This is a genomic window from Phosphitispora fastidiosa (genome assembly GCF_019008365.1).
GTDB lineage: Bacteria > Bacillota > Thermincolia > Thermincolales > UBA2595 > Phosphitispora > Phosphitispora fastidiosa.
This window is the reverse complement of sequence record NZ_JAHHUL010000013.1, coordinates 46,583-66,241: the sequence shown is the minus strand read 5'-3', so window position 1 is coordinate 66,241 and position 19,659 is coordinate 46,583. Positions and strand designations below refer to the sequence as shown.

General features: G+C 39.8%; 20 protein-coding genes, 1 riboswitch and 1 other annotated feature. Of the genes, 5 read left to right on the top strand and 15 right to left on the bottom strand.

Annotated elements, in window-relative coordinates:
- Positions 1-6: 6 nt before the first annotated feature.
- The 15 genes from serC to dnaA all read right to left on the bottom strand — a co-directional run bounded on the left by serC (position 7) and on the right by dnaA (position 16,722).
- Positions 7-1,095: a 3-phosphoserine/phosphohydroxythreonine transaminase gene (gene serC / locus Ga0451573_RS12385; RefSeq protein ID WP_231684442.1), complete on the bottom strand. Its 1,089-nt coding sequence runs from the start codon at positions 1,093-1,095 to the stop codon at positions 7-9.
- 164 nt (positions 1,096-1,259) lie between these two features.
- Positions 1,260-1,468: a binding site (T-box leader), on the bottom strand.
- 118 nt (positions 1,469-1,586) lie between these two features.
- Positions 1,587-1,679: riboswitch (glycine riboswitch) on the bottom strand.
- A 157-nt stretch (positions 1,680-1,836) separates the two neighbouring features.
- Entirely contained in the window at positions 1,837-2,421 is a 585-nt protein-coding gene (gene pdxT / locus Ga0451573_RS12380; protein WP_269438254.1) for a pyridoxal 5'-phosphate synthase glutaminase subunit PdxT, read from the bottom strand.
- A gap of 7 nt (positions 2,422-2,428) precedes the next feature.
- Entirely contained in the window at positions 2,429-3,313 is an 885-nt protein-coding gene (pdxS, locus tag Ga0451573_RS12375; RefSeq protein WP_231684441.1) for a pyridoxal 5'-phosphate synthase lyase subunit PdxS, read from the bottom strand.
- Between the two features lie 236 nt (positions 3,314-3,549).
- Positions 3,550-4,179 (bottom strand): cytochrome c3 family protein, encoded by a 630-nt coding sequence (locus tag Ga0451573_RS12370; RefSeq protein ID WP_231684440.1) that lies wholly within the window; start codon positions 4,177-4,179, stop codon positions 3,550-3,552.
- Positions 4,180-4,393: 214 nt separating this feature from the next.
- The gene (locus tag Ga0451573_RS12365; protein WP_231684439.1) at positions 4,394-5,164 is read right to left on the bottom strand and encodes a formate dehydrogenase subunit gamma; all 771 of its coding nucleotides are present in this window, start codon (positions 5,162-5,164) and stop codon (positions 4,394-4,396) included.
- A 59-nt stretch (positions 5,165-5,223) separates the two neighbouring features.
- A complete protein-coding gene (locus Ga0451573_RS12360; RefSeq protein WP_231684438.1) occupies positions 5,224-6,111 on the bottom strand; it encodes a hypothetical protein in 888 nt (295 codons plus the stop codon).
- Positions 6,112-6,217: 106 nt separating this feature from the next.
- Positions 6,218-6,412 carry a hypothetical protein gene (locus Ga0451573_RS12355; protein WP_231684437.1) on the bottom strand — a complete coding sequence of 65 codons (195 nt, stop codon included), beginning with the start codon at positions 6,410-6,412 and terminating at the stop codon, positions 6,218-6,220.
- 31 nt (positions 6,413-6,443) lie between these two features.
- Complete coding sequence (locus Ga0451573_RS12350) at positions 6,444-6,641, bottom strand: hypothetical protein (RefSeq protein ID WP_231684436.1); 198 nt, start codon at positions 6,639-6,641, stop codon at positions 6,444-6,446.
- A gap of 165 nt (positions 6,642-6,806) precedes the next feature.
- Positions 6,807-6,980: a hypothetical protein gene (locus Ga0451573_RS12345; protein WP_231684435.1), complete on the bottom strand. Its 174-nt coding sequence runs from the start codon at positions 6,978-6,980 to the stop codon at positions 6,807-6,809.
- A 1,024-nt stretch (positions 6,981-8,004) separates the two neighbouring features.
- On the bottom strand, positions 8,005-10,440 hold the full coding sequence (gyrA, locus tag Ga0451573_RS12340; protein WP_231684434.1) for a DNA gyrase subunit A: 2,436 nt from the start codon (positions 10,438-10,440) through the stop codon (positions 8,005-8,007).
- Positions 10,441-10,476: 36 nt separating this feature from the next.
- Entirely contained in the window at positions 10,477-12,384 is a 1,908-nt protein-coding gene (gene gyrB, locus Ga0451573_RS12335; RefSeq protein ID WP_231684433.1) for a DNA topoisomerase (ATP-hydrolyzing) subunit B, read from the bottom strand.
- Positions 12,385-12,480: 96 nt separating this feature from the next.
- On the bottom strand, positions 12,481-12,762 hold the full coding sequence (gene remB / locus Ga0451573_RS12330; protein WP_231684432.1) for an extracellular matrix regulator RemB: 282 nt from the start codon (positions 12,760-12,762) through the stop codon (positions 12,481-12,483).
- Position 12,763: 1 nt separating this feature from the next.
- Positions 12,764-13,882: a DNA replication/repair protein RecF gene (recF, locus tag Ga0451573_RS12325; protein WP_231684491.1), complete on the bottom strand. Its 1,119-nt coding sequence runs from the start codon at positions 13,880-13,882 to the stop codon at positions 12,764-12,766.
- Between the two features lie 36 nt (positions 13,883-13,918).
- Complete coding sequence (gene dnaN, locus Ga0451573_RS12320) at positions 13,919-15,028, bottom strand: DNA polymerase III subunit beta (protein WP_231684431.1); 1,110 nt, start codon at positions 15,026-15,028, stop codon at positions 13,919-13,921.
- A gap of 272 nt (positions 15,029-15,300) precedes the next feature.
- Positions 15,301-16,722 carry a chromosomal replication initiator protein DnaA gene (dnaA, locus tag Ga0451573_RS12315; RefSeq protein ID WP_231684430.1) on the bottom strand — a complete coding sequence of 474 codons (1,422 nt, stop codon included), beginning with the start codon at positions 16,720-16,722 and terminating at the stop codon, positions 15,301-15,303.
- Positions 16,723-17,441: 719 nt separating this feature from the next.
- Between dnaA and rpmH the strand changes: the two genes are divergently transcribed.
- The 5 genes from rpmH (at position 17,442) to jag (ending at position 19,575) form a co-directional block, all read left to right on the top strand.
- The gene (rpmH, locus tag Ga0451573_RS12310) at positions 17,442-17,576 is read left to right on the top strand and encodes a 50S ribosomal protein L34 (RefSeq protein ID WP_231684429.1); all 135 of its coding nucleotides are present in this window, start codon (positions 17,442-17,444) and stop codon (positions 17,574-17,576) included.
- Positions 17,577-17,710: 134 nt separating this feature from the next.
- Complete coding sequence (gene rnpA, locus Ga0451573_RS12305) at positions 17,711-18,052, top strand: ribonuclease P protein component (protein ID WP_231684428.1); 342 nt, start codon at positions 17,711-17,713, stop codon at positions 18,050-18,052.
- A gap of 6 nt (positions 18,053-18,058) precedes the next feature.
- Entirely contained in the window at positions 18,059-18,268 is a 210-nt protein-coding gene (gene yidD / locus Ga0451573_RS12300) for a membrane protein insertion efficiency factor YidD (RefSeq protein ID WP_231684427.1), read from the top strand.
- A 28-nt stretch (positions 18,269-18,296) separates the two neighbouring features.
- On the top strand, positions 18,297-19,034 hold the full coding sequence (locus Ga0451573_RS12295) for a YidC/Oxa1 family membrane protein insertase (protein ID WP_331459418.1): 738 nt from the start codon (positions 18,297-18,299) through the stop codon (positions 19,032-19,034).
- Entirely contained in the window at positions 18,955-19,575 is a 621-nt protein-coding gene (gene jag, locus Ga0451573_RS12290; RefSeq protein ID WP_231684426.1) for an RNA-binding cell elongation regulator Jag/EloR, read from the top strand. Before Ga0451573_RS12295 ends, jag begins: the two co-directional genes overlap by 80 nt.
- Positions 19,576-19,659 lie beyond the last annotated feature (84 nt).

The following is a 19,659-nucleotide window of genomic DNA, read 5'->3' as shown; positions in this document are numbered from 1 at the left end:
ATATATTTAAGCCTTTTTATTTTTAAAATCATTCATGAACGCAACCAGCTTTTCACAGCCGGCAACAGGCATGGCATTATAAATGGAAGCCCGGATGCCGCCTACTTCCCGGTGTCCTTTGAGACCTGAAAGACCAATTTTAGCTGCTTCCGCAATAAATTCTTTATCAAGCTCCTCATTTGGCAGCCTGAAGGTAATATTCATCAGTGACCTGCTGGAAGTCTCCGCATGTCCCTTGTAGAACCCACTGCTTTTGTCAATAGCATCATACACGAGACCCGCTTTATGTTCGTTGCGCTGTTCCATAACTTCGAGCCCACCCTGAGCTTTAACCCACTCCAGCATCAGCTTAATCATGTAAATCGTAAATGAAGCAGGGGTGTTATACAAAGAATTGTTTTTCGCATAAATATCATATTTCAACATTGTAGGCAGATCCTGGTTGGATTTTTCAAGCATATCTTCTCTTATTATTACTACTGCTGCTCCAGCAGGGCCCAGGTTCTTCTGTGCTCCGGCGTAAATCAGGGCAAACTTGGAAACATCAATCTTTTTGGAGAGGATATCACTGGACATATCAGCAATCAGGGGGACATCTCCCGTCTCAGGGAAAACCTTCCACTGAGTACCAAAAATCGTGTTGTTAGAAGTTATATGAAGATAAGCAGGATTATCACTCATCTTGATTTCATCAGGATTGGCTACTCTTGCAAAGTTAATTTCCTTGGTGGTTGCAGCAACATGGGCTTCTCCAATTTTGGCCCCTTCTTTATAGGCCTTATTGGCAAAACTACCGGTAATTACATAGTTGCCCGCTTTACCGCCAACCTGGTAGTTCATCGGAATCATATCAAACTGCCCTGTTGCTCCCATACCAATAAATAACACCCGGTAATTTTCGGGAATTCCCATCAATTCCTTGAGCAGCGCTTCCGCACCGACGATTATTTCTTCAAACTGCTTGGAACGATGACTGATCTCCATAACCGACATTCCGGTTCCCTTATAGTTCAGTAGTTCCTTTTGAGCTTCTTCAAGAATTTCTACCGGCAACATAGCCGGACCTGGGTTAAAATTAAATACTCTTTCTGTCATTTCAAAAAACTCTCCCTTCAAATTGTAAATTAGTATGCTTTTAGCACTCATAATTTTTAGTATTTCTGCCCTTAACAAAATTATGTCTTCGGTTCTTTTCCACCCACCTCCTATAACAGGCAAAAAAAGTAATGCCTCCCATCCCAAAGAAAGAATTTCACTTTCTCAGGGACGAGAGGCTATTTCCCGCGGTACCACCCTGGTTGACCGAACAAAACCGGCCCACTTAGAAAATGCAGTAACGGGCATCAACCGGTGAAGCTTAAACGCCTTCCCACTCAGGGGTGGATTCAACATCAGATTTTACCGGTTCACACCTCCCACCGGCTCTCTGCAAAAATCCTCCGTTTACTGTCCCCTTCATAGTGTTTTTCGTATATCCGCATTTAGCGGTTTTGCAGCAAAAAAATCCATCAAAAAAGAGGTCTACCTGACGGCGACCCCTGGAGACACAGAAGAATAAGCTTCTCCTACTTTCGTAGGAAAAACGGCCCCTTCACTCTGTCCTTTTGCCTGAGAGATTCGCCGGAAACCCGGTTTTGCTCCTTCGGCGCTTGCTAACAAGTCTCTCCAGAGGTCTGTCCTGTTACAGTAACATACACATATGGTATACCTGAGAGTTTTGATTCGGTCTGGGACTACCGAACCTTGCCCCTTCGGCGGGTTTCCCCTTCTTCTGTAACAATCATTCAGCCAATATGCTGTTTCAATTTTATATTATATTCTTCTTGTTGAGGATTGTCAACGCAAATTGTGAAATGTTTTACAACAATTCATAAATATCTCATGAACCCTTGTATCATCAGTTAATTCAGGATGAAAAGCTGTTGCCAAAAAATTCTTTTCCCTGGCAAAAACGATCTTCTCATCCACTGTTGCCAGCACTTCCACTCCATCGCTCACCTTCTCTATATAAGGAGCCCGGATGAAAACAGCCCTGAAAGGCTCTTGACCAAGCCCCTCTATTTGAAGGTCGGTTTCAAAACTGTCTACCTGCCTGCCAAAAGCATTACGCTGCACAGTAATGTTCATCATTCCCAAGCGCAATTGACTGCTATTGGCAATTTCCTTTGCCATCACAATCAGGCCGGCACAGGTTCCGAATATAGGCAAACCCTTTACGGCAAGCTCCTTAATCGGCCCGATAAGGTCAAAATCGTTCATCAGCTTCCCAATTGTGGTACTTTCCCCACCTGGAATAATTAACCCATCAATGTTTTCCAACTGTTCCCTTTTCCTTACCTGAATAGTCTCACATCCCAGGCTTTTCAGGGACTTTTCATGTTCAATAAAAGCTCCCTGCAGAGCTAGTACTCCAACCCGCATAATTATCTTACCATCCTCTTTCCTGCATCCGGTCCACATTGGCCAGTGTGGAAATATTAATTCCCACCATCGGCTCTCCTAAATCTTTTGACACTTCTGCCAACATCTGAGGATCATTGTAGTGTGTAGTTGCTGCCACAATAGCCTTAGCCCTCTTCGCAGGGTCTCCTGATTTAAAAATACCTGAACCTACAAAAACACCGTCACAGCCAAGCTGCATCATTAAGGCTGCATCTGCCGGAGTGGCTATCCCACCGGCTGCAAAGTTGACTACCGGCAGCCTGCCCAGCCTGGCCACTTCTACAACCAAATTGTAAGGCGCCCCCATCTCCTTGGCTGCACTCATTAATTCTTCCTCGGGCAGATTCTGCAGCTTACGTATTTCACTCATAACCATGCGCATATGCCGTACGGCTTCCACTACATCGCCGGTTCCCGGTTCCCCTTTGGTACGGATCATTGCAGCCCCTTCTCCGATTCTTCTCAGAGCTTCCCCCAAATTTCTGGCGCCACAGACAAACGGAACCTTAAAAATGTTTTTATTTACATGAAACTGTTCATCTGCAGGTGTCAGAACCTCACTCTCATCAATATAATCAACTCCAAGTGATTCCAAAATCTGCGCCTCAACAAAATGTCCTATTCTGCATTTAGCCATAACAGGAATAGTAACTGCATCTAGGATTTTCTGAACCACGGTGGGATCAGCCATCCGGGCAACTCCTCCTGCTGCTCGTATATCTGCCGGAACCCTTTCGAGAGCCATAACGGCACAAGCCCCAGCTTCTTCTGCAATTTGGGCCTGCTCCGGTGTAGTTACATCCATGATAACTCCGCCTTTTAACATTTCTGCAAGGCCTTTTTTTACTTTCCACGTTCCCTGTTCAGCCATAATAAATATTCCCCTCCTGTTTATGTAAACATTGTCTTTATCCTTATGTCAACTATACTACATAGACATTTCTATTAGGCTTACCAATAGTCTTTTAAAATGTGCAACTATTGATACTTAAATATTTTACTACAGTTTTTTACAACAAACAAGGGGCGGGACTAAACAAGCACTTTTCTTTTACTACAAAAAGAAAACCACGAAAATTTATTTCGTGGAATCTTAGAAATTTCTTATTATTCCTTAACAACGATTTTATCTTCTGCTTTGATATTTTTATGGCATGCATTGCAGGCATCTGTTGCCATGTCCCCGTTGTGGCAGCGCATACACACCGGCATCAATATCTGATTATCTTTTCTAATAAGTTGTTTTGCCTGGGTGTCTGTAAACACAGCCGGTGTAAATTCCTTCTGCTTTTCTATGTAATTAGTTTTAATATACTCTGACACGTGAAGGTGGGTTACATTGCTGTGACAGTCAACACAGTCAATTTGCTTAACAACATGCAATTCATGAGGGAAAATAATATCACCGGGCGGAGAAACATTACGGGTGTTGGTATGACACGACCTGCAGACATCGTCTGGAATTATGCCTTTTTTCTCAACAGGTGCTGGTATAACGTTTCTCCAGTGTTTGTACGCAAAGGTACCAATTGTGATATCCTGATGACATCTTAAGCAGCCAAATTGATTGTGAGATGTCACCAGCCAGGTATAATAGTTTGGTTTCATTTCATGGCAGTTGGCACAAAACCCCACTTCTTTGTTAAAACTCTTATCTGTAAATGCCTGAATATTGAACAAGAATGCTGCTGTTACAGCCACTGCAAACATTGCCACCATTAATTTTATAAATCTCATTTATCACCGGACCTCCTTTCCTAAAAAAGGCTGGATGGTATATCATTTTGCCGGATATTTTTTAATGAAATTTCCCAAATCCCATGGGAAGCATCCATGTTAAAAAGGCGATTAATATAATGCTGTAGAAAATGAACTCCGCCATAATGAGGGGTTTACTTTTAGAAAAACGACCAGCCATCTAGTTTTCCTCCTTTCACATCAGGAAGTCCAATCAACCAGAACTGGGAAACTTTTTGTTTGGAGAAGAAACTGTTCCCCTTCCTGGCATCTCCTGCTGTTGTTCCGTAAGCATTTCCAATTCCAATCCATGTTCAAGTTCCATAGTATCTACAGACATTTTTCCATCCCACCATACCCAGCTCATAGGGAAGAATTCAGGTTGGAAATGAACATTATAGAAATGCCAGGTGAAAATAAAGACCACTGCAAGTACAGCCTCATCACTGTGAGCCCACCGATAAGCATCAACAAACCACTTGGGAAAATACTGAAACGTAAACTCCGGGAACCACATCAAAAGACCGGACCCACCAATCATGAACATCCCCCAGAAAACCGCCCAGTAGTCAAACATCTCTTTCCACTGGTAGCGCCCAAATTTAGGATGTTCGTCACTTTTGCCCAACTGGTAGGCAAAATACTGTTTCAAAGCCGTCCATGTCCCTTTTGCCCATGGCAGCATCGGAATCGTCAAATTATGGCGATACTTGACGGCCCAAAGAAGCGAATACCCTAAATGGTAAATACAGGTTAAAAAAATCAATACTCCCGCAAGCAGGTGCCAAAATAAGAGTCCATCCCCGCCGCCGAAAAAGGAAGCAAGAGCTTGTGCCCAGCCTTTATGATGGAATTTAATAGGCAATCCTGTGATAGCACATAGAATAAACGGAGCGTAAATTCCAAAGTGTACCAGGCGGTGGTGTATGTTCCAACGCTGATAAACTGTTTTGCTTTGCGGAAAACCGGAATTAATGTCAGCCATAATTATCACCTACTCCCCTTTTATTATCCGGGATAATTAACTGCCTCTCCTGAATCTCATTAATGACTGCCAGGCTTGTTAACATCAGCCCATTTACGGCGCAGCTCAAGCAATATACATATTAGAACAAAGCTAATACATGCTATTACCAGCCACGAAAAAACAATCAATACCCAAAACGATACAGCCCCATCACCTGTGGGTGTTAAACTATAATGCATCTTTCCCTTGGCAAAGTTCTCCAGGGGGAAGAGGTGGCACTTAGCGCAAGTCTTGGGGGTGTTTTCAGTAGACACCATTGACTCTTTTTCTTCTGGGCCGAGAATATTATGGCTGCCGTGACAGCTAACACAGCTGGCAGCTTCTTTGCCGCCTAAAAGAACTGCTTTTGCGTGAAAATCAAGTTCATATTGCTCCAATAGTTCTTCATGACAGTTACCACAGGTGTGTGGTACTTGATTGTGATTAATGGTTGCTTCAGCAACCTCTTTTTTATAAATATTATGAATGCCGTGGCAGTCACTGCAAAATGCATTTAGCCTGCCTTCGGCGCTGTTCACCTGCCCATGCACACTCTTGTTGTAATCAGGAGCTACATCTTTATGACACCTGCGGCATTCGCCGTTAACCTGTGCAGCAAGCGCTTTTCCCTTTAAGGCCCCGGTATGAGGGTAGTCCGTAATATTGGTGTGGCAATAGGTACATGGCATTGTACCATGCATGGAAACCTCATATTTAGCCTTATCCACATAAAGGGATACGGTCTTACCGTCAAAATTGGCATTTAACCCCTGGGCTGCGTGGCAGCGTAAGCATCCTTCATTTATAATAACTGCCTTCTGGAGCAGGTCTTCTGCGAAAGCAGCCGGACCGAACGCAAGACAAATTACTGCAACAAGTGTGGCTATAACAAGAGTTTTTGCGGTGCAGCTTTTATTTGTGCCCATGAGCATCTCACCCCTTTCTTGTTCACAAAAACGCCAGCATCGGATGCTGGCCTCTGGACTGGTTTGCCTCAGGACTAAAGTCCGGGTATTTCTTTAAAAGGTTTCGTCACATTACCGGCGGCCAAATCAATGTTAAGGAAATAGTGAATGTTACAGTTGAGAAAATCACACCCAGTAACACGAATACCACCAGTTTACCAATAAAGTTTTGAATAGAAAACTTATAGTATGTAAGATAAGCACTGACACTGAAACCAAAGAGGACAATTAATAATACACCAATTATAAACAGAGCTGACATTAGCCTTCCCCCCTTCCCTAAAACAATTTTTTTACATCATTACAGGCGGCCATATAACAGTAAGACATAATATAAAGGTAAATGCTGAAGCAGCCGCACCGATCATCATGAAAACCACCACTTTTAATTTGGGGTCCCGTAACGGAAACTTGAAAAAGGATATATACCCGCTGATACAGAAGCTGAATAAAAGAATCAATACCATAATTAGCAAAAACATAGTTTTCATACAATAGCCCCTCCTTTCAAGGAACCAGTTCACTACCTTCCGAAAAAATACCCGGTTGCTTTACCTTGGACCTTTAAGTCCGAATCAGAACAAACTAAAAACTGGCCTTACAGAATCAGCCAGCATACATTTGCTGGCCTCTGGACTTTTTGTCTCCGGACTATCTCATTTGTATTCAATTTTTGGTCTGTTTTGCTTTAGCGCTGTTTCACCGTCCTGGCCTTCAGGATCGGCAAATTCGAGGATAACAAATCTTTTACAGTGACGGCACTTTACCAAAACTACATTTCCCTTCAACTGACAAACAATCTTGCCACATCTGCACCTGACATTTTCCATAAAAATTCACCTTCTTTGCTAATAGTTTTACCCCCTTTACCGGTGGATGCCTGTAAACACTCCTTCCGGAACCATAAGATGGTTTTTATGGGTCACCTCCCCATCAAGGTATACAAAAAGCCAGCATCTTCGCTGGCCTCTGGACTGATTCGTCTCTGGACTTTCGGGCTTTTACTTTTTAGTTGTTTAATACTTCTCTATATTTTAGGGATGAAAAAAGGCCAGCATATTTTGCTGGCCTCTGGACTCGAAAGTCTCCGGACTACTTTACATTGTCTTATGACAATTGCGATGATGACTATTCACCCTGTTAATCAAGTGCGGTGAAATTGAGAGTTTATTATCTTCTGCTTTTATAAAAACAAACCTTTTACAGTGGCGACACTTTATTACCACAAACTCATGGTCTGACTGACAAACTATTTTTCCGCAATCACATCTTACATCTAGCATTCTCCATCCCTCCAATATTCTATAAGACTTTTCCAATTGTACAAAATCCTACATCTCCTGTACATTGCCTGAATATTCTGATTTCCCCCCAAAGTGTTAACCGATTCGCAGACACTATGACTTATGTATTTTACAAGGCCATTTTAAAACATTGCTTTTCCAAAGAATCTCTTACTCTCATGGTGTATTGATTTGTGTACACTTCTTCATTGTTCTGGAAAATCCTCTTTTTTTTGTGAGAGTTAGTGTCACTTTTCACAAATGCCGCGCAGCTTTGTGTTTTTATGTGCTTATTATATTGTATTCTTACGCTAAGATAAAACTCCTTGTTTTTTTATTAAAGAAAAATATTCCTTTTTCTGTGTTTTTTCGACAAAAAATGCGGCTAATTAAGTTGGTAATCCCATAAGGAAAGACCGGTTAACAAACCGGTCTCTGGACTTTTTGTCGCGGGACTCTTGCCTCGGGACTTTATTTTTCTTTTTAATGTGTGGATTTTTTGTTTCAGTTAATTCTATTCGCATCTACATCAAAAATTCCTTCTATTATCTGATATTTTTCTGAAAAATATTTAATCTTCTTCTTTTGTGACCACTTTAGCAAGCGCTACAACAGAATCCTTTTCATCAAGCCTCATCATGGTAACTCCTTGAGTAGTTCTCCCCATAGAGGAAATATCCTTTACATCCATTCGGATAATTATTCCCTCTGCCGTAATCATCATGATTTCCTCATCAACATTGAGAATCTTGATACCAACCAATGGCCCGTTCCGTTTGGTCCGCTTTATTGTCATCATACCTTTACCGCCGCGGCCCTGAGTTCGGTATTCTTCCAGTTTGGTTCTTTTGCCATAACCATTTGCGGAAACTACCAGGAGATGTGTCCCTTTTTGTGCGAGGTCCATTCCAACAACAAGGTCCCTGCCTGTCAGGGTAATTCCCCTGACACCCCTGGCCGTTCTCCCCATGCTTCTTACTTCAGTTTCATGGAATCTTATCGACATACCATTGGCAGTACCAATAATGATATCATCATCACCCGAAGTAAGCTTGACATCTATCAATTCATCTCCATCATCAAGAGTTAGAGCTATCAGGCCGTCTTTCCTGGAAGAGATATATTCACCAATAGGTGTTTTCTTAACTATCCCTTTCCTTGTTGCAGTAAACAGAAATAGCTCGGTTGCAAAAGATTTTACCGGGATAACAGAAGTAATTGTATCATCACCCGCTATCTGCAGAAGATTGACAATCGCTGTTCCTTTAGCCTGCCTCCCCGCTTCCGGAATTTCATGAACCTTTAACTTGTAGACTTTTCCTTTTTTGGTGAAGAAGAGAATGAAATGGTGTGTTGTTGTAATAAAGAGGTGTTCCACAAAATCCTCTTCTTTTGTTCCCATTGCCGTAACACCCCGACCGCCCCGTTTCTGACTCCTGTATGTATCTAAGGAAATACGTTTGATATACCCATAATGAGTAACCGTAATAACCATGTCCTCTTCGGCAATCAAATCTTCATCATCAATTCTGGTATCATCGTCAGTGATTACTGTCCTTCTCTCGTCAATGTATTTATTCCTAATCTCCAGTAATTCCTCTTTAATTATATCCAGGACCATCTGCTCATTTGCCAGTACAGCCTTAAGATACGTGATTTTTTCGACAAGATTTTTATATTCCTCTTCAAGTTTATCTCTTTCAAGACCGGTCAGCCTTTGGAGACGCATTTCCAGGATAGCCTGTGCCTGCTTTTCCGACAGGCCGAATCTTTCCATTAAAGCGGTTCTGGCAATATCAGCTGTACGTGACTCTCTAATAGTCTTGATTACAGCATCCAAATTATTGAGGGCAATTCGAAGGCCCTCGACGATATGTGCCCTTGCCTCAGCCTTATTAAGTTCATACCTTGTTCTCCTTGTAGTAACATCCTTTTGGTGTTCAAGGTAATAAAACAATACCTCTTTCAAATTCAAAATCCGCGGCTGCCCATCAACCAGTGCAAGCATTATTACTCCAAAGGTCTCCTGCATCTGAGTATGCTTATAGAGTTGGTTCAGAATTACATTGGCATTGGCATCACGCCTAAGTTCAATGACTATCTGCATTCCGGTCCGGTCAGACTCATCGCGCAGGTCAGTTATGCCATCCAACTTCTTATCCCTGACCAGATCTGCAATTTTTTCTATAAGTCTCGCTTTGTTTACCTGATAAGGGAGTTCGGTAACAAGTATCCTCATTTTACCGTTAGACATGCGTTCTATTCTGGCTTGTGACCTTACCCTGATTACTCCCCGTCCGGTTGCATAGGCACTGTTTATCCCCTCACGGCCCATAATGATTCCGCCTGTTGGAAAATCCGGACCTTTGATATTCATCATAAGTTCATTTGGGGTTATATCCGGGTTATCAATAACCGCAACTACGCCATCAATTACCTCCCCAATATTATGGGGCGGAATATTTGTAGCCATCCCTACTGCAATACCAGAAGACCCATTTATGAGCAGATTTGGTATTCTTGCCGGCAGCACAACAGGTTCTTTTAGGCTGTCATCAAAGTTAGCCATGTATTCAACTGTATCTTTGTCAATATCCTTGAGAAGTTCAGTGGCGATTTTTGACATCCTGGCCTCAGTATAACGCATGGCCGCTGCAGAATCCCCGTCTACAGACCCGAAGTTACCGTGACCGTCAATAAGAGGATACCTGGACGAAAAGTTCTGGGCTAACCTTACCATGGCATCATAAACAGCCGAATCTCCGTGGGGATGGTACTTACCCAGTACTTCCCCAACAATCCGGGCTGACTTTTTGTGCGGTTTGTCGGGATTCATTCCCAATTCGTGCATTGCATATAAAATACGTCTGTGTACCGGTTTCAGACCATCCCTGACATCAGGAAGGGCCCTGCCTACAATAACACTCATGGCATAATCTATATACGAATTCTTCATTTCATCATTAATGTCAATAGGCAGTATTTTCCCTGCACCTTGTTCTGTCAAGTTTTTTCACCTCTTGGTTAGTTCATTTCTTTATAATTATATATCCAAATTCCTTACATATTGAGCATTACTCTGAATAAACTCCCGACGTGGTTCAACCTTGTCGCCCATCAGAATAGTAAAAATTTCATCAGCCACCATTGCATCTTCTGCCTGCACCTGTAAAACAGTTCTGGAATCAGGATTCATAGTTGTTTCCCATAGCTGCTCGGGATTCATTTCACCAAGGCCCTTATACCTTTGAATAGCTATTCCTTCACGCCCTATGTTCCCCAACAGCTGATCAAGCTCATTATCTGTGTACAGGTAATGCTCCTGTTTATTTTTCTTGACCAGATAAAGCGGCGGCTGAGCTATATAGACATATCCGGCTTCTATTAAAGGACGCATGTATCTGTAAAAAAACGTTAACAAGAGAGTTCTTATGTGTGCGCCGTCAACATCAGCATCTGTCATAATGATGAGCTTATGGTATCTGGCTTTTTCGATATCAAATTCATTTGATATCCCCGTACCCATTGCTGTGATCATTGACCTTATCTCTTCATTGTTCAAAATCTTATCCAGCCGTGCTTTTTCAACATTAATTATTTTCCCCCGAAGTGGGAGTATTGCCTGAAATCTCCTGTCCCGGCCCTGTTTGGCCGAACCTCCTGCAGAATCTCCCTCAACCAGATATAATTCACTCATGGCTGGGTCTTTAATTGAACAATCAGCCAGTTTTCCCGGCAGCGAAGTGGTTTCCAGAGCGCTTTTCCTCCGGGTCAATTCCCTTGCCTTCCTAGCTGCTTCCCTTGCCCTCGCTGCGTGAACAGCTTTTTCAATAATTCGTTTGCCAACAGCCGGGTTCTCTTCCAGGAAAGTACCCATTCCCTCCACAACTATGGTATCAACTATTCCTCTTACTTCACTATTTCCCAGTTTAGTCTTAGTCTGTCCTTCAAACTGTGGTTCCCTGACCTTGACACTTAGAACTGCTGTCATGCCTTCCCGGATATCTTCACCCGAAAGGTTGTTATCATTTTCTTTAAGAATATTGTGTTTCCTGGCGTAATCATTGACTACCCTGGTTAAAGCTGTTTTAAAGCCTGCTTCATGGGTTCCGCCTTCGTGTGTATTTATATTATTAGCAAAAGAAAATACACTTTCTGCATAGCCGTCATTGTATTGAACCGCGATTTCTACCATGACCTCATCTTTTTCAGCGGAAAAGTAAATTGGCCTCGGATGAACCGTGTCCTTGTTTTTATTCAGGTGTAAAACAAAATCTATGATCCCGCCATCATGTTGAAATACCTTCTCAAACTCAGCCCCTTCATCCTTAAGGACAATTTTAACTCCTCGGTTGAGGTATGAAAGCTCTCTCAATCTCTGTGAAAGCATGCTGAATTCGAAAACTGTTTCCTCAAAAATTTCCGGGTCCGGTTTAAAAGTAATTTTTGTTCCTGTGGAATCAGATGTTCCTGTTTCTGTAAGTTCTGTAACCGGAATACCCCTTTCAAATCTCTGGTAATACACGGAACCGTTTCTTTTGACCTCTACCTCAAGATATTCGGACAAGGCATTTACAACTGAAACACCTACTCCATGCAAACCTCCGGAAACCTTATACCCTTCGCCTCCAAACTTTCCTCCTGCATGGAGGATTGTCAGGACAACTTCAACAGCAGATTTACCGGTTTTTGGATGTATATCAACAGGTATCCCCCTACCATTGTCAATAACAGTAACTGTACCGTTATTATTTATAAAAACTTCGATCAGGTCACAGTAACCTCCCAGGGCCTCATCTATGCTGTTATCAACTACTTCATATACCAGGTGATGTAATCCCTTGGAGCTTGTACTCCCAATATACATCCCAGGCCTTCTTCTTACTGCTTCGAGTCCTTCAAGAACCTGTATCTGATTTGCTCCATATTCCTGATGGGTTACTTCTTCCATTGGCTGACCTCCGTTCGAGAATTAATCTCCAAATCAATATTTTACCACATTATTCCGTTAACCACAAGAATAACGCAAAAACCGTGGCTCCTATTCTTACCACGGCTTGTCTTTTACCTGTCTTTCATTTTTATCAATCTCCTCTTTTGACCTCTTTTTCAGGGTACTTGGTGAAATGGGAGATAGAAAAATTTTCTTTGTTGTTATTATAAAAGACTTTGAGGCGGCATTATCTGTGATATTGCTGATAAACCCTTCTTCTTCAGCAAGTACCATAAATTCTCGATTTATATCTGCTTTATTTACCAGTTTTAAACTAAGAATAGCTATTACTTCTTCTTTGGGGACAACAGTATCTCCTCCCAGATGAATAAACATTTCAACCCTCCTGTACTATATTTATGATACCTGATTGTGCTTCAAATATTCGACTGTTTTCTATAACGGTATCAAAGACATCTTTAATTCCTGTTGTTGTAACAAAAGTCTGTACCTTCCCCTTTACTACCTTAAGAAGATATTTTCTTCTATTAGTATCAAGTTCAGACATAACATCATCAAGGAGTAATACCGGATATTCTCCGGTTTCATTTTTCATGAATTCTATTTCAGAAAGCTTCATGCTAAGAGCCCCTGTCCTCTGTTGCCCTTGTGATCCGAATGCTTTAACATTAATATTTCCTATTCTGATATCAATATCATCTCTGTGTGGTCCTGATACTGTTATTCCTTTTAGTATTTCCACTTTCCTGTTTTCTTTAAGCCTTTTTAAAAAATTATCTTCATCAGAGCTTTTAGAAGTTTCTATATCTAAATTTATTGAAGGTATATATTTAAGATTAAGCTCTTCATTTCCCTCAGTAATATTTAGATGTATTTTTTGGGCAAGTGGTAAGAGTTTTTTAATAACTTCTTCTCTCTTTCTGATAATGGTTACTCCATATTCTGCAAGCTGCTTATCCCATACACCAAGAAGTTCATCGCTTTCTTTACCTTCCCTGACGGCCTTTAAGAGAGAGTTTCTCTGTAATAATATCCTGTTATAATTGGCCAGGCAATGACAATAATAAGAACTTACCTGGGAAATTTCTATATCCAGGTATCTTCTCCTTACAGAGGGGCCTCCTTTAACCAGCATCATGTCTTCCGGTGAGAAAAGCACAGCATTAATAATACCTATCAGATCGCTAAGTTTTTTTCTCGGCTGACCGTTTACTTTAAGAATTTTTTTTCCGTCTGACCTCGTTGATATTTCAATTTTTACTCTTCCTGAAAACCTCTCTCCATTTAATATTATCCTGAAAAATTTTTCTCCCCAAAAAATCAGTTCTGTATCAAAACCAGTACGATGTGATTTGCCCGTAACAGTATAAAAAATTGCTTCCAAAATGTTGGTTTTACCCTGTGCATTTCTGCCCGTAATTATATTTAAAAAAGGATGAAAATCTACCTGTGCTTCTTGGTAATTTCTGTAATTATGTAGAGAAATGCCACTCACCTGCAATTAAAAACATCTCCTCACCCAGAAACAGCGCTATACTACCCTTATAGGCAATATCAGGTAAATATAGCTTTCGTCGTCCATAGGCTTAATTATTCCCGGGCTTAATGGTCCTGTCAGTTCTAATATCATTTCATCAGTTTCTATTATTTTAATAACATCAAGCAGGTATTTTGAATTAAAGGCTATCTGGGTTTTTTCCCCTTCCATTACGATTGAAACCTGTTCCTCTATTTTTCCTATATCAGGACTATTTGATGAAATCAACATATAATCTTCCTCAATATTAAATTTTATCACATTAGAACCTTCTTTGGCTAATAATGAGGCCCTTTCTGCCGAATCCATCAAATCTTTTGTTTTAACCTTTATTTTTGTTTTACATCCTTGTGGAATAACTTGACGATAATTTGGAAACTGTCCTTCTATTAACCTCGAAATAAACCTGATTCCTGGCATTTCAAATACCACCTGGTTTTCTCCGAAAGCAATCTTTAAATCTTCACCTTCTCCAGTCATTATCCTGTTAAGCTCATTAAGAGTCTTGCCCGGAATAATAACAGACTTTTCCAATACTTCTTCACCATTAGCAATTATCCCTGTTCGATAGGCAAGCCTATGAGTATCAGTAGCCACCATTTTCATATTTCCCTGCTCAATTTCCATAAGTATCCCTGTAAAAATTGGCCTGTTATCATCATTAGAGGTGGCAAAACCAACCTGTTTTATCATAGTCTTGAATTGTTCCTGTTTGACTGTAAGAATAGAATCACTGTCTATCTTTGGAATAAGAGGAAAATCATCTTCAGGCATTCCAAGAAGATTGAATTCTGCTTGCCCATATTTAATTAAGGTGTTATTTTTTTCTTTACTGCTTTCAAAATTTATGGGTACATCTGGCAGTCGCCGTACAATTTCCGTAAAATATTTTGCCGGAAGAACTACTCCTCCCTGTTCCTCTACGGTGACAGGCACAACACATTCTATACCAAGTTCGAGATCAGTGGCGCTAAAGGTGAGAATTCCTTCAGATGCTTTAACTAAAATTCCTGTTAATACCGCAAGAGGGTTTTTTGCAGAAACAGCTCTTTGAACGACCTGTACTCCATGTAAAAAGTTATCTTTTGAAGCAATAACTTTCATGAATTGACCTCCTTTATCCACAAGGGACGTTTATTAATATAAAAACTTTTCTCTTTTATTATATTTAAATAATTTAAGGAGTAATAGTAGTAATACATGTGAATATGTGGATATGCTTTTTAAAAGCATGTCCCTCTTCTCTTAAAGGGTGTTGAAAAAATGTTTATAGTTTGATTCTTTTATTAACAAAATATTAAAGAAATAAAAAAAGAGGAAAGTTATGCACACCTATTCACAAATAAGACCCTTTATAATAAGGCTTTATCCCCAGGTTAATTAGATTGCATAATAATATTTTTTAATTCCGTTACTGTTGATTGGAGAACTGTATCTTCCTGAAGTGAAGTTGATATTTTTTCATATGCATGCATTACGGTTGTGTGATCCCTTCCACCGAATTCATCACCTATTTTTGGGAGAGAATTATCGGTTAATTCTCTGCATAGATACATAGCTATCTGTCTGGGGAAAGCAACAGATCGGGTTCTTCTTTTTGATTTAAAGTCTTCCAATCTAAGGTTAAAGTATTCAGAAACAGATTTTTGAATAATAGAAATAGTAATTATTTTAGGTTTTCTTGCCGGTAAAATGTCTTTTAAGGCTTCATGTGCTAATTCAGGTGTAATAGGCGCATGTTTAATTGAGGAATATGCCATTACCCTTATCAAAGCACCTTCAAGTTCCCTGATATTTGAGTGAATATGATCGGCAATGTATGATATTACTTCATCGGAAACTTTGAGATTCTCAAGTTTAGCTTTTTTCCTGAGTATGGCTATTCTGGTTTCTAAATCAGGCGGTTGGATATCAGTAATAAGGCCCCATTCAAAACGTGAACGTAACCGGTCTTCCAAAGTAGGTATTTCTTTTGGAGGTCTGTCACTGGAGATGATAATCTGCTTGTTTGCTTCATACAAAGCATTAAATGTATGGAAAAATTCTTCCTGTGTTCTTTCTTTACCGGCCAGGAACTGAATGTCATCAACAAGGAGTATATCCATTGTCCGGTATTTATTTCGAAAGTCGACAGTTTTATCATCTCTGATGGAATTGATAAGTTCATTAGTAAACTTTTCTGAAGATACATAAAAAACTCTTGTGGAAGATGCATTGACAAGGATATGGTGGCCTATTGCCTGCATTAGGTGAGTTTTTCCTAAACCAACTCCCCCATAAATAAATAAAGGATTATATGATTTAGCAGGAGATTCTGCAACTGCAAGTGAAGCTGCATGTGCAAAGCGGTTACTGTTACCTACGACAAAAGTATCAAAAGTATATTTTGGATTTAAGTAAGAGTAAGAAGATTGAGCAAAATTATTTTTTTCATCAAAGGTAATTTTTATGGATTCACCATTATCACTAAAATCGTTATTATAAGTATTGGTGCTTGCAATTGAATCCATTTCAAAAGTATCATCTGGAAAACAGGCTTCACCTGAGCTGGGAAGAACAAAAGAAAGCCCAATTTCCCTATTAAGGAGTTTTTCCAGGGAACCCTTGATGACTTCATAATACCGGCTTTCCAGCCAGTCTTTGGCAAAGTCATTGGGTACTTCAATTATCATGGTGTGGTCACGATACTGAACAGGCCTGGTAAATTTAACCCACATCTCAAATGAGGGTTTACTTACCTGTTTTTTTAAAACAGATAAGGCTTGTTGCCAAATTTCGTCGATTTCCGCTAACAGCATAGTAAAACCTCCTAGAAAAGAAAAACAATTATTTACTATTAAGAATAAATACTAAAAGTTATCCACAATTACAAAATAATCTTGAAAAACACTTGATTTATCTGGGTTTGTTTCGATTATACTCCGGGTTTAGGTGTTGAAAGCCTATAAGTATCAAGGCTTAAGGAGCATTATAAAAAAAACAAAAAGAGAATTTGTGAAATATTACTACGTGCCTTAGAGGCCCGGAGGACTTAAAATTAGATGAGTTATTCACAGTTTATACACAATAAAAAATAACTGTGGATTTTTAATATATTAATTTAATACAGGCCAAAAGAGAAACAAAAATACCATTTGTAAAAATGGTATTAAAGTTTAGAAGATATCATTTATTCACATTCTATCCCCAGACTGTAATATTAATTAATGTAATAGACAGTACTCATCGTCTAAACATATAAAAAGCCCAACTGGAATAAAAATCAGGCTTGTCTTAATTTTGGTAAGTTAATGATATCAAATTTCAGGTATGTTATCAACAATTAATTTAAAAGTTATACACAATTGGCAAAGTTAATTTTTATTGGAAGAAAAGGTAATCCAGCTATTGCCCTTGACGTTATAGTATGATTAATATATAATTTTGTATGTATGTCTCTGGACTGAGGTAAAACTGATACCAAATGATTGATTTTAGGGTTTGTAAAGGGTGAATAACAAAAAGGAGGTGCGATATTTTGAAGCAGACTTACCAGCCTAAGAACCGTAAGCATAAAAGGGTTCATGGCTTTATAAAAAGAATGAGTACAAAAGCAGGTCGGAATTTGTTAAAAAGACGACGTCTTAAAGGAAGAGCAAAACTGTCAGCATAAGGCCGCTTTTAGTGGCCTTTTAGTTTATTCGTGCTAAAAAAAGGTAATTGTAATTAAAACATAATGAAAAGGGTATATTATACATGTTAAGGGTAATTGAGGTTAATTGGGATATCTTCGCTATGGAGTAAAATATGGGTTTAAATAGCTTAACTAAACGCAAGGATTTTAATAAGGTCTATAAAGGCGGAAAAACAGTTGTTGACAAGTATTTGGTAATTTACTGTCTTCCTAATGACATTGGCATAACCAGATTTGGCTTTTCAGTAGGAAAAAAAATTGGAAACGCAGTTATGAGAAACAGGATTAAAAGGATTATGAGAGAAATATGTAGGACAAACTGTGATATCATCAAGGAAGGTTTTGACTGTGTAATTATAGTAAGGCCAAGAATTAAGGAATCTCCTGATTACAAAAATATGGAAAAGAGTTTTTTTAATCTGGCTGCAAGGGCAGGTCTTATTAGAAAGAGTTGAACAGTCATGAGAAAATTGTTAATATTGATTATTAAGGTTTATCAGAAGGTATTGTCGCCGATGAAACCTAATAGCTGCCGTTTTTATCCTACATGTTCGGAATATGCGCTGCAGGCAATTGCCAAGTATGGTGTTATTAAGGGTACTCTAAAAGCTTTGGCCAGAATAATTAGGTGTCATCCTTTCAATCCGGGAGGGTATGACCCTGTGAAATAAAAGAGCTTTTCTAAAGGGGGGTTAATTGTTGAGCCTGTTTGTAGACGGGATGACACAGGTACTGAACTTTTTTTACAATATTACCAAACAGATAGGACTTCCCAGTTATGGGTTGGCAATCATATTTTTAACTGTTGCCATAAAAATGCTGCTTTATCCTCTTAGTGTGAAACAGATGAGGTCTCTTAAAATTACTCAGCACCTACAGCCAAAGATCAAAGAAGTTCAGGAAAAGTATAAAAAAGACCCACAAAAAGCCCAGGCAGCTGTAATGGAGATTTATAAACAATATGGTGCCAGTCCCCTGTCCGGATGCCTGCCGCTGCTGATTCAGATGCCTATATTAATTGCTTTGTACCAGACGCTTTATAAATTTCAGTTTCCAGTAAAGGCACATGCGGCTTTTCTTTGGATTCAGAATCTGAAGGAACCAGACCATTTGTACATAATGCCAATACTTGCTGCAGTGACTACTTTTGGACTGCAGAGGATGACAACAAACATGAAAGACCCAACTCAAAGAACAATGCTGTTTGGGATGCCGTTGTTTATTGGTTTTATTACATATAAGTTTCCTGCAGGTCTAGGTCTGTACTGGGTGATGACAAATATTGTGGGCGCTGTTCAGCAATATTTTATCAACAGACAGCCTTTACCGGATGTTATAAAGGAGGAAGTTGCCGAAGATGAAGGAGATAACCAAAAGCGCAAAGACGGTGGAAGAAGCAGTAAAGGAAGCTTTAAAAGAACTAAGGCTGGAAAATGATGAGGTTGAAATTGAAGTTCTGGAGGAAGCAAGTAAAGGTCTTTTTGGCTTTCTGGGGACAAAAGACGCCAAGGTTAAAGTAACTGAAAGAGTTGTTCCGGAGAAAAGAGCGGGCCGGATCCTGCGGCAGATTTTTAATTATATGGAGATTGAAGTTGAAATTAATTCCAGTGATTATAAAGACTATACAAAAATAGACCTTTCCGGGCCAGACCTTGGGATACTCATTGGACGCAGAGGTGATACCCTGGATTCTTTGCAGTATTACATTAACCTGGCGGCCAACAAAAAAGCTGAGAAAAGGGTCAAATTTATTATTGATGTTGAAGGATATCGCCAGAGAAGACAGGAAACCCTGAGCAGGCTTGCTCTGAAACTGGCAGATAAGGCCAAGAGAAAGGGTAGAAACGTTGTCTTGGAGCCGATGAATCCACACGAAAGAAGAGTAATACATACGGCACTACAGGATCATAAGGAAGTTTTCACCTACAGCGAAGGTGAAGAGCCGTACAGAAAGATTATAATTTCACCGAAAAAATAAATTGCCTTCCAAAACATATAATAAAATTGTTAAAACCCAGTAATAACTAATATTACTGGGTTTTTATAAAGTGAAGTAACTGAG

What these genes read in the sequence shown, in the direction of transcription:
- Ga0451573_RS12350 (WP_231684436.1), bottom strand. Translation starts at nt 6,641, where the DNA reads ATGAAAACTATGTTTTTGCTAATTATGGTATTGATTCTTTTATTCAGC.
- pdxT (WP_269438254.1), bottom strand. Translation starts at nt 2,421, where the DNA reads ATGCGGGTTGGAGTACTAGCTCTGCAGGGAGCTTTTATTGAACATGAA.
- dnaA (WP_231684430.1), bottom strand. Translation starts at nt 16,722, where the DNA reads ATGCTGTTAGCGGAAATCGACGAAATTTGGCAACAAGCCTTATCTGTT.
- Ga0451573_RS12355 (WP_231684437.1), bottom strand. Translation starts at nt 6,412, where the DNA reads ATGTCAGCTCTGTTTATAATTGGTGTATTATTAATTGTCCTCTTTGGT.
- rnpA (WP_231684428.1), top strand. Translation starts at nt 17,711, where the DNA reads ATGGGTTTAAATAGCTTAACTAAACGCAAGGATTTTAATAAGGTCTAT.
- Ga0451573_RS12370 (WP_231684440.1), bottom strand. Translation starts at nt 4,179, where the DNA reads ATGAGATTTATAAAATTAATGGTGGCAATGTTTGCAGTGGCTGTAACA.
- pdxS (WP_231684441.1), bottom strand. Translation starts at nt 3,313, where the DNA reads ATGGCTGAACAGGGAACGTGGAAAGTAAAAAAAGGCCTTGCAGAAATG.
- Ga0451573_RS12360 (WP_231684438.1), bottom strand. Translation starts at nt 6,111, where the DNA reads ATGGGCACAAATAAAAGCTGCACCGCAAAAACTCTTGTTATAGCCACA.
- yidD (WP_231684427.1), top strand. Translation starts at nt 18,059, where the DNA reads ATGAGAAAATTGTTAATATTGATTATTAAGGTTTATCAGAAGGTATTG.
- gyrB (WP_231684433.1), bottom strand. Translation starts at nt 12,384, where the DNA reads ATGGAAGAAGTAACCCATCAGGAATATGGAGCAAATCAGATACAGGTT.
- jag (WP_231684426.1), top strand. Translation starts at nt 18,955, where the DNA reads ATGAAGGAGATAACCAAAAGCGCAAAGACGGTGGAAGAAGCAGTAAAG.
- serC (WP_231684442.1), bottom strand. Translation starts at nt 1,095, where the DNA reads ATGACAGAAAGAGTATTTAATTTTAACCCAGGTCCGGCTATGTTGCCG.
- remB (WP_231684432.1), bottom strand. Translation starts at nt 12,762, where the DNA reads ATGTTTATTCATCTGGGAGGAGATACTGTTGTCCCCAAAGAAGAAGTA.
- Ga0451573_RS12365 (WP_231684439.1), bottom strand. Translation starts at nt 5,164, where the DNA reads ATGGCTGACATTAATTCCGGTTTTCCGCAAAGCAAAACAGTTTATCAG.
- dnaN (WP_231684431.1), bottom strand. Translation starts at nt 15,028, where the DNA reads ATGAAAGTTATTGCTTCAAAAGATAACTTTTTACATGGAGTACAGGTC.
- Ga0451573_RS12345 (WP_231684435.1), bottom strand. Translation starts at nt 6,980, where the DNA reads ATGGAAAATGTCAGGTGCAGATGTGGCAAGATTGTTTGTCAGTTGAAG.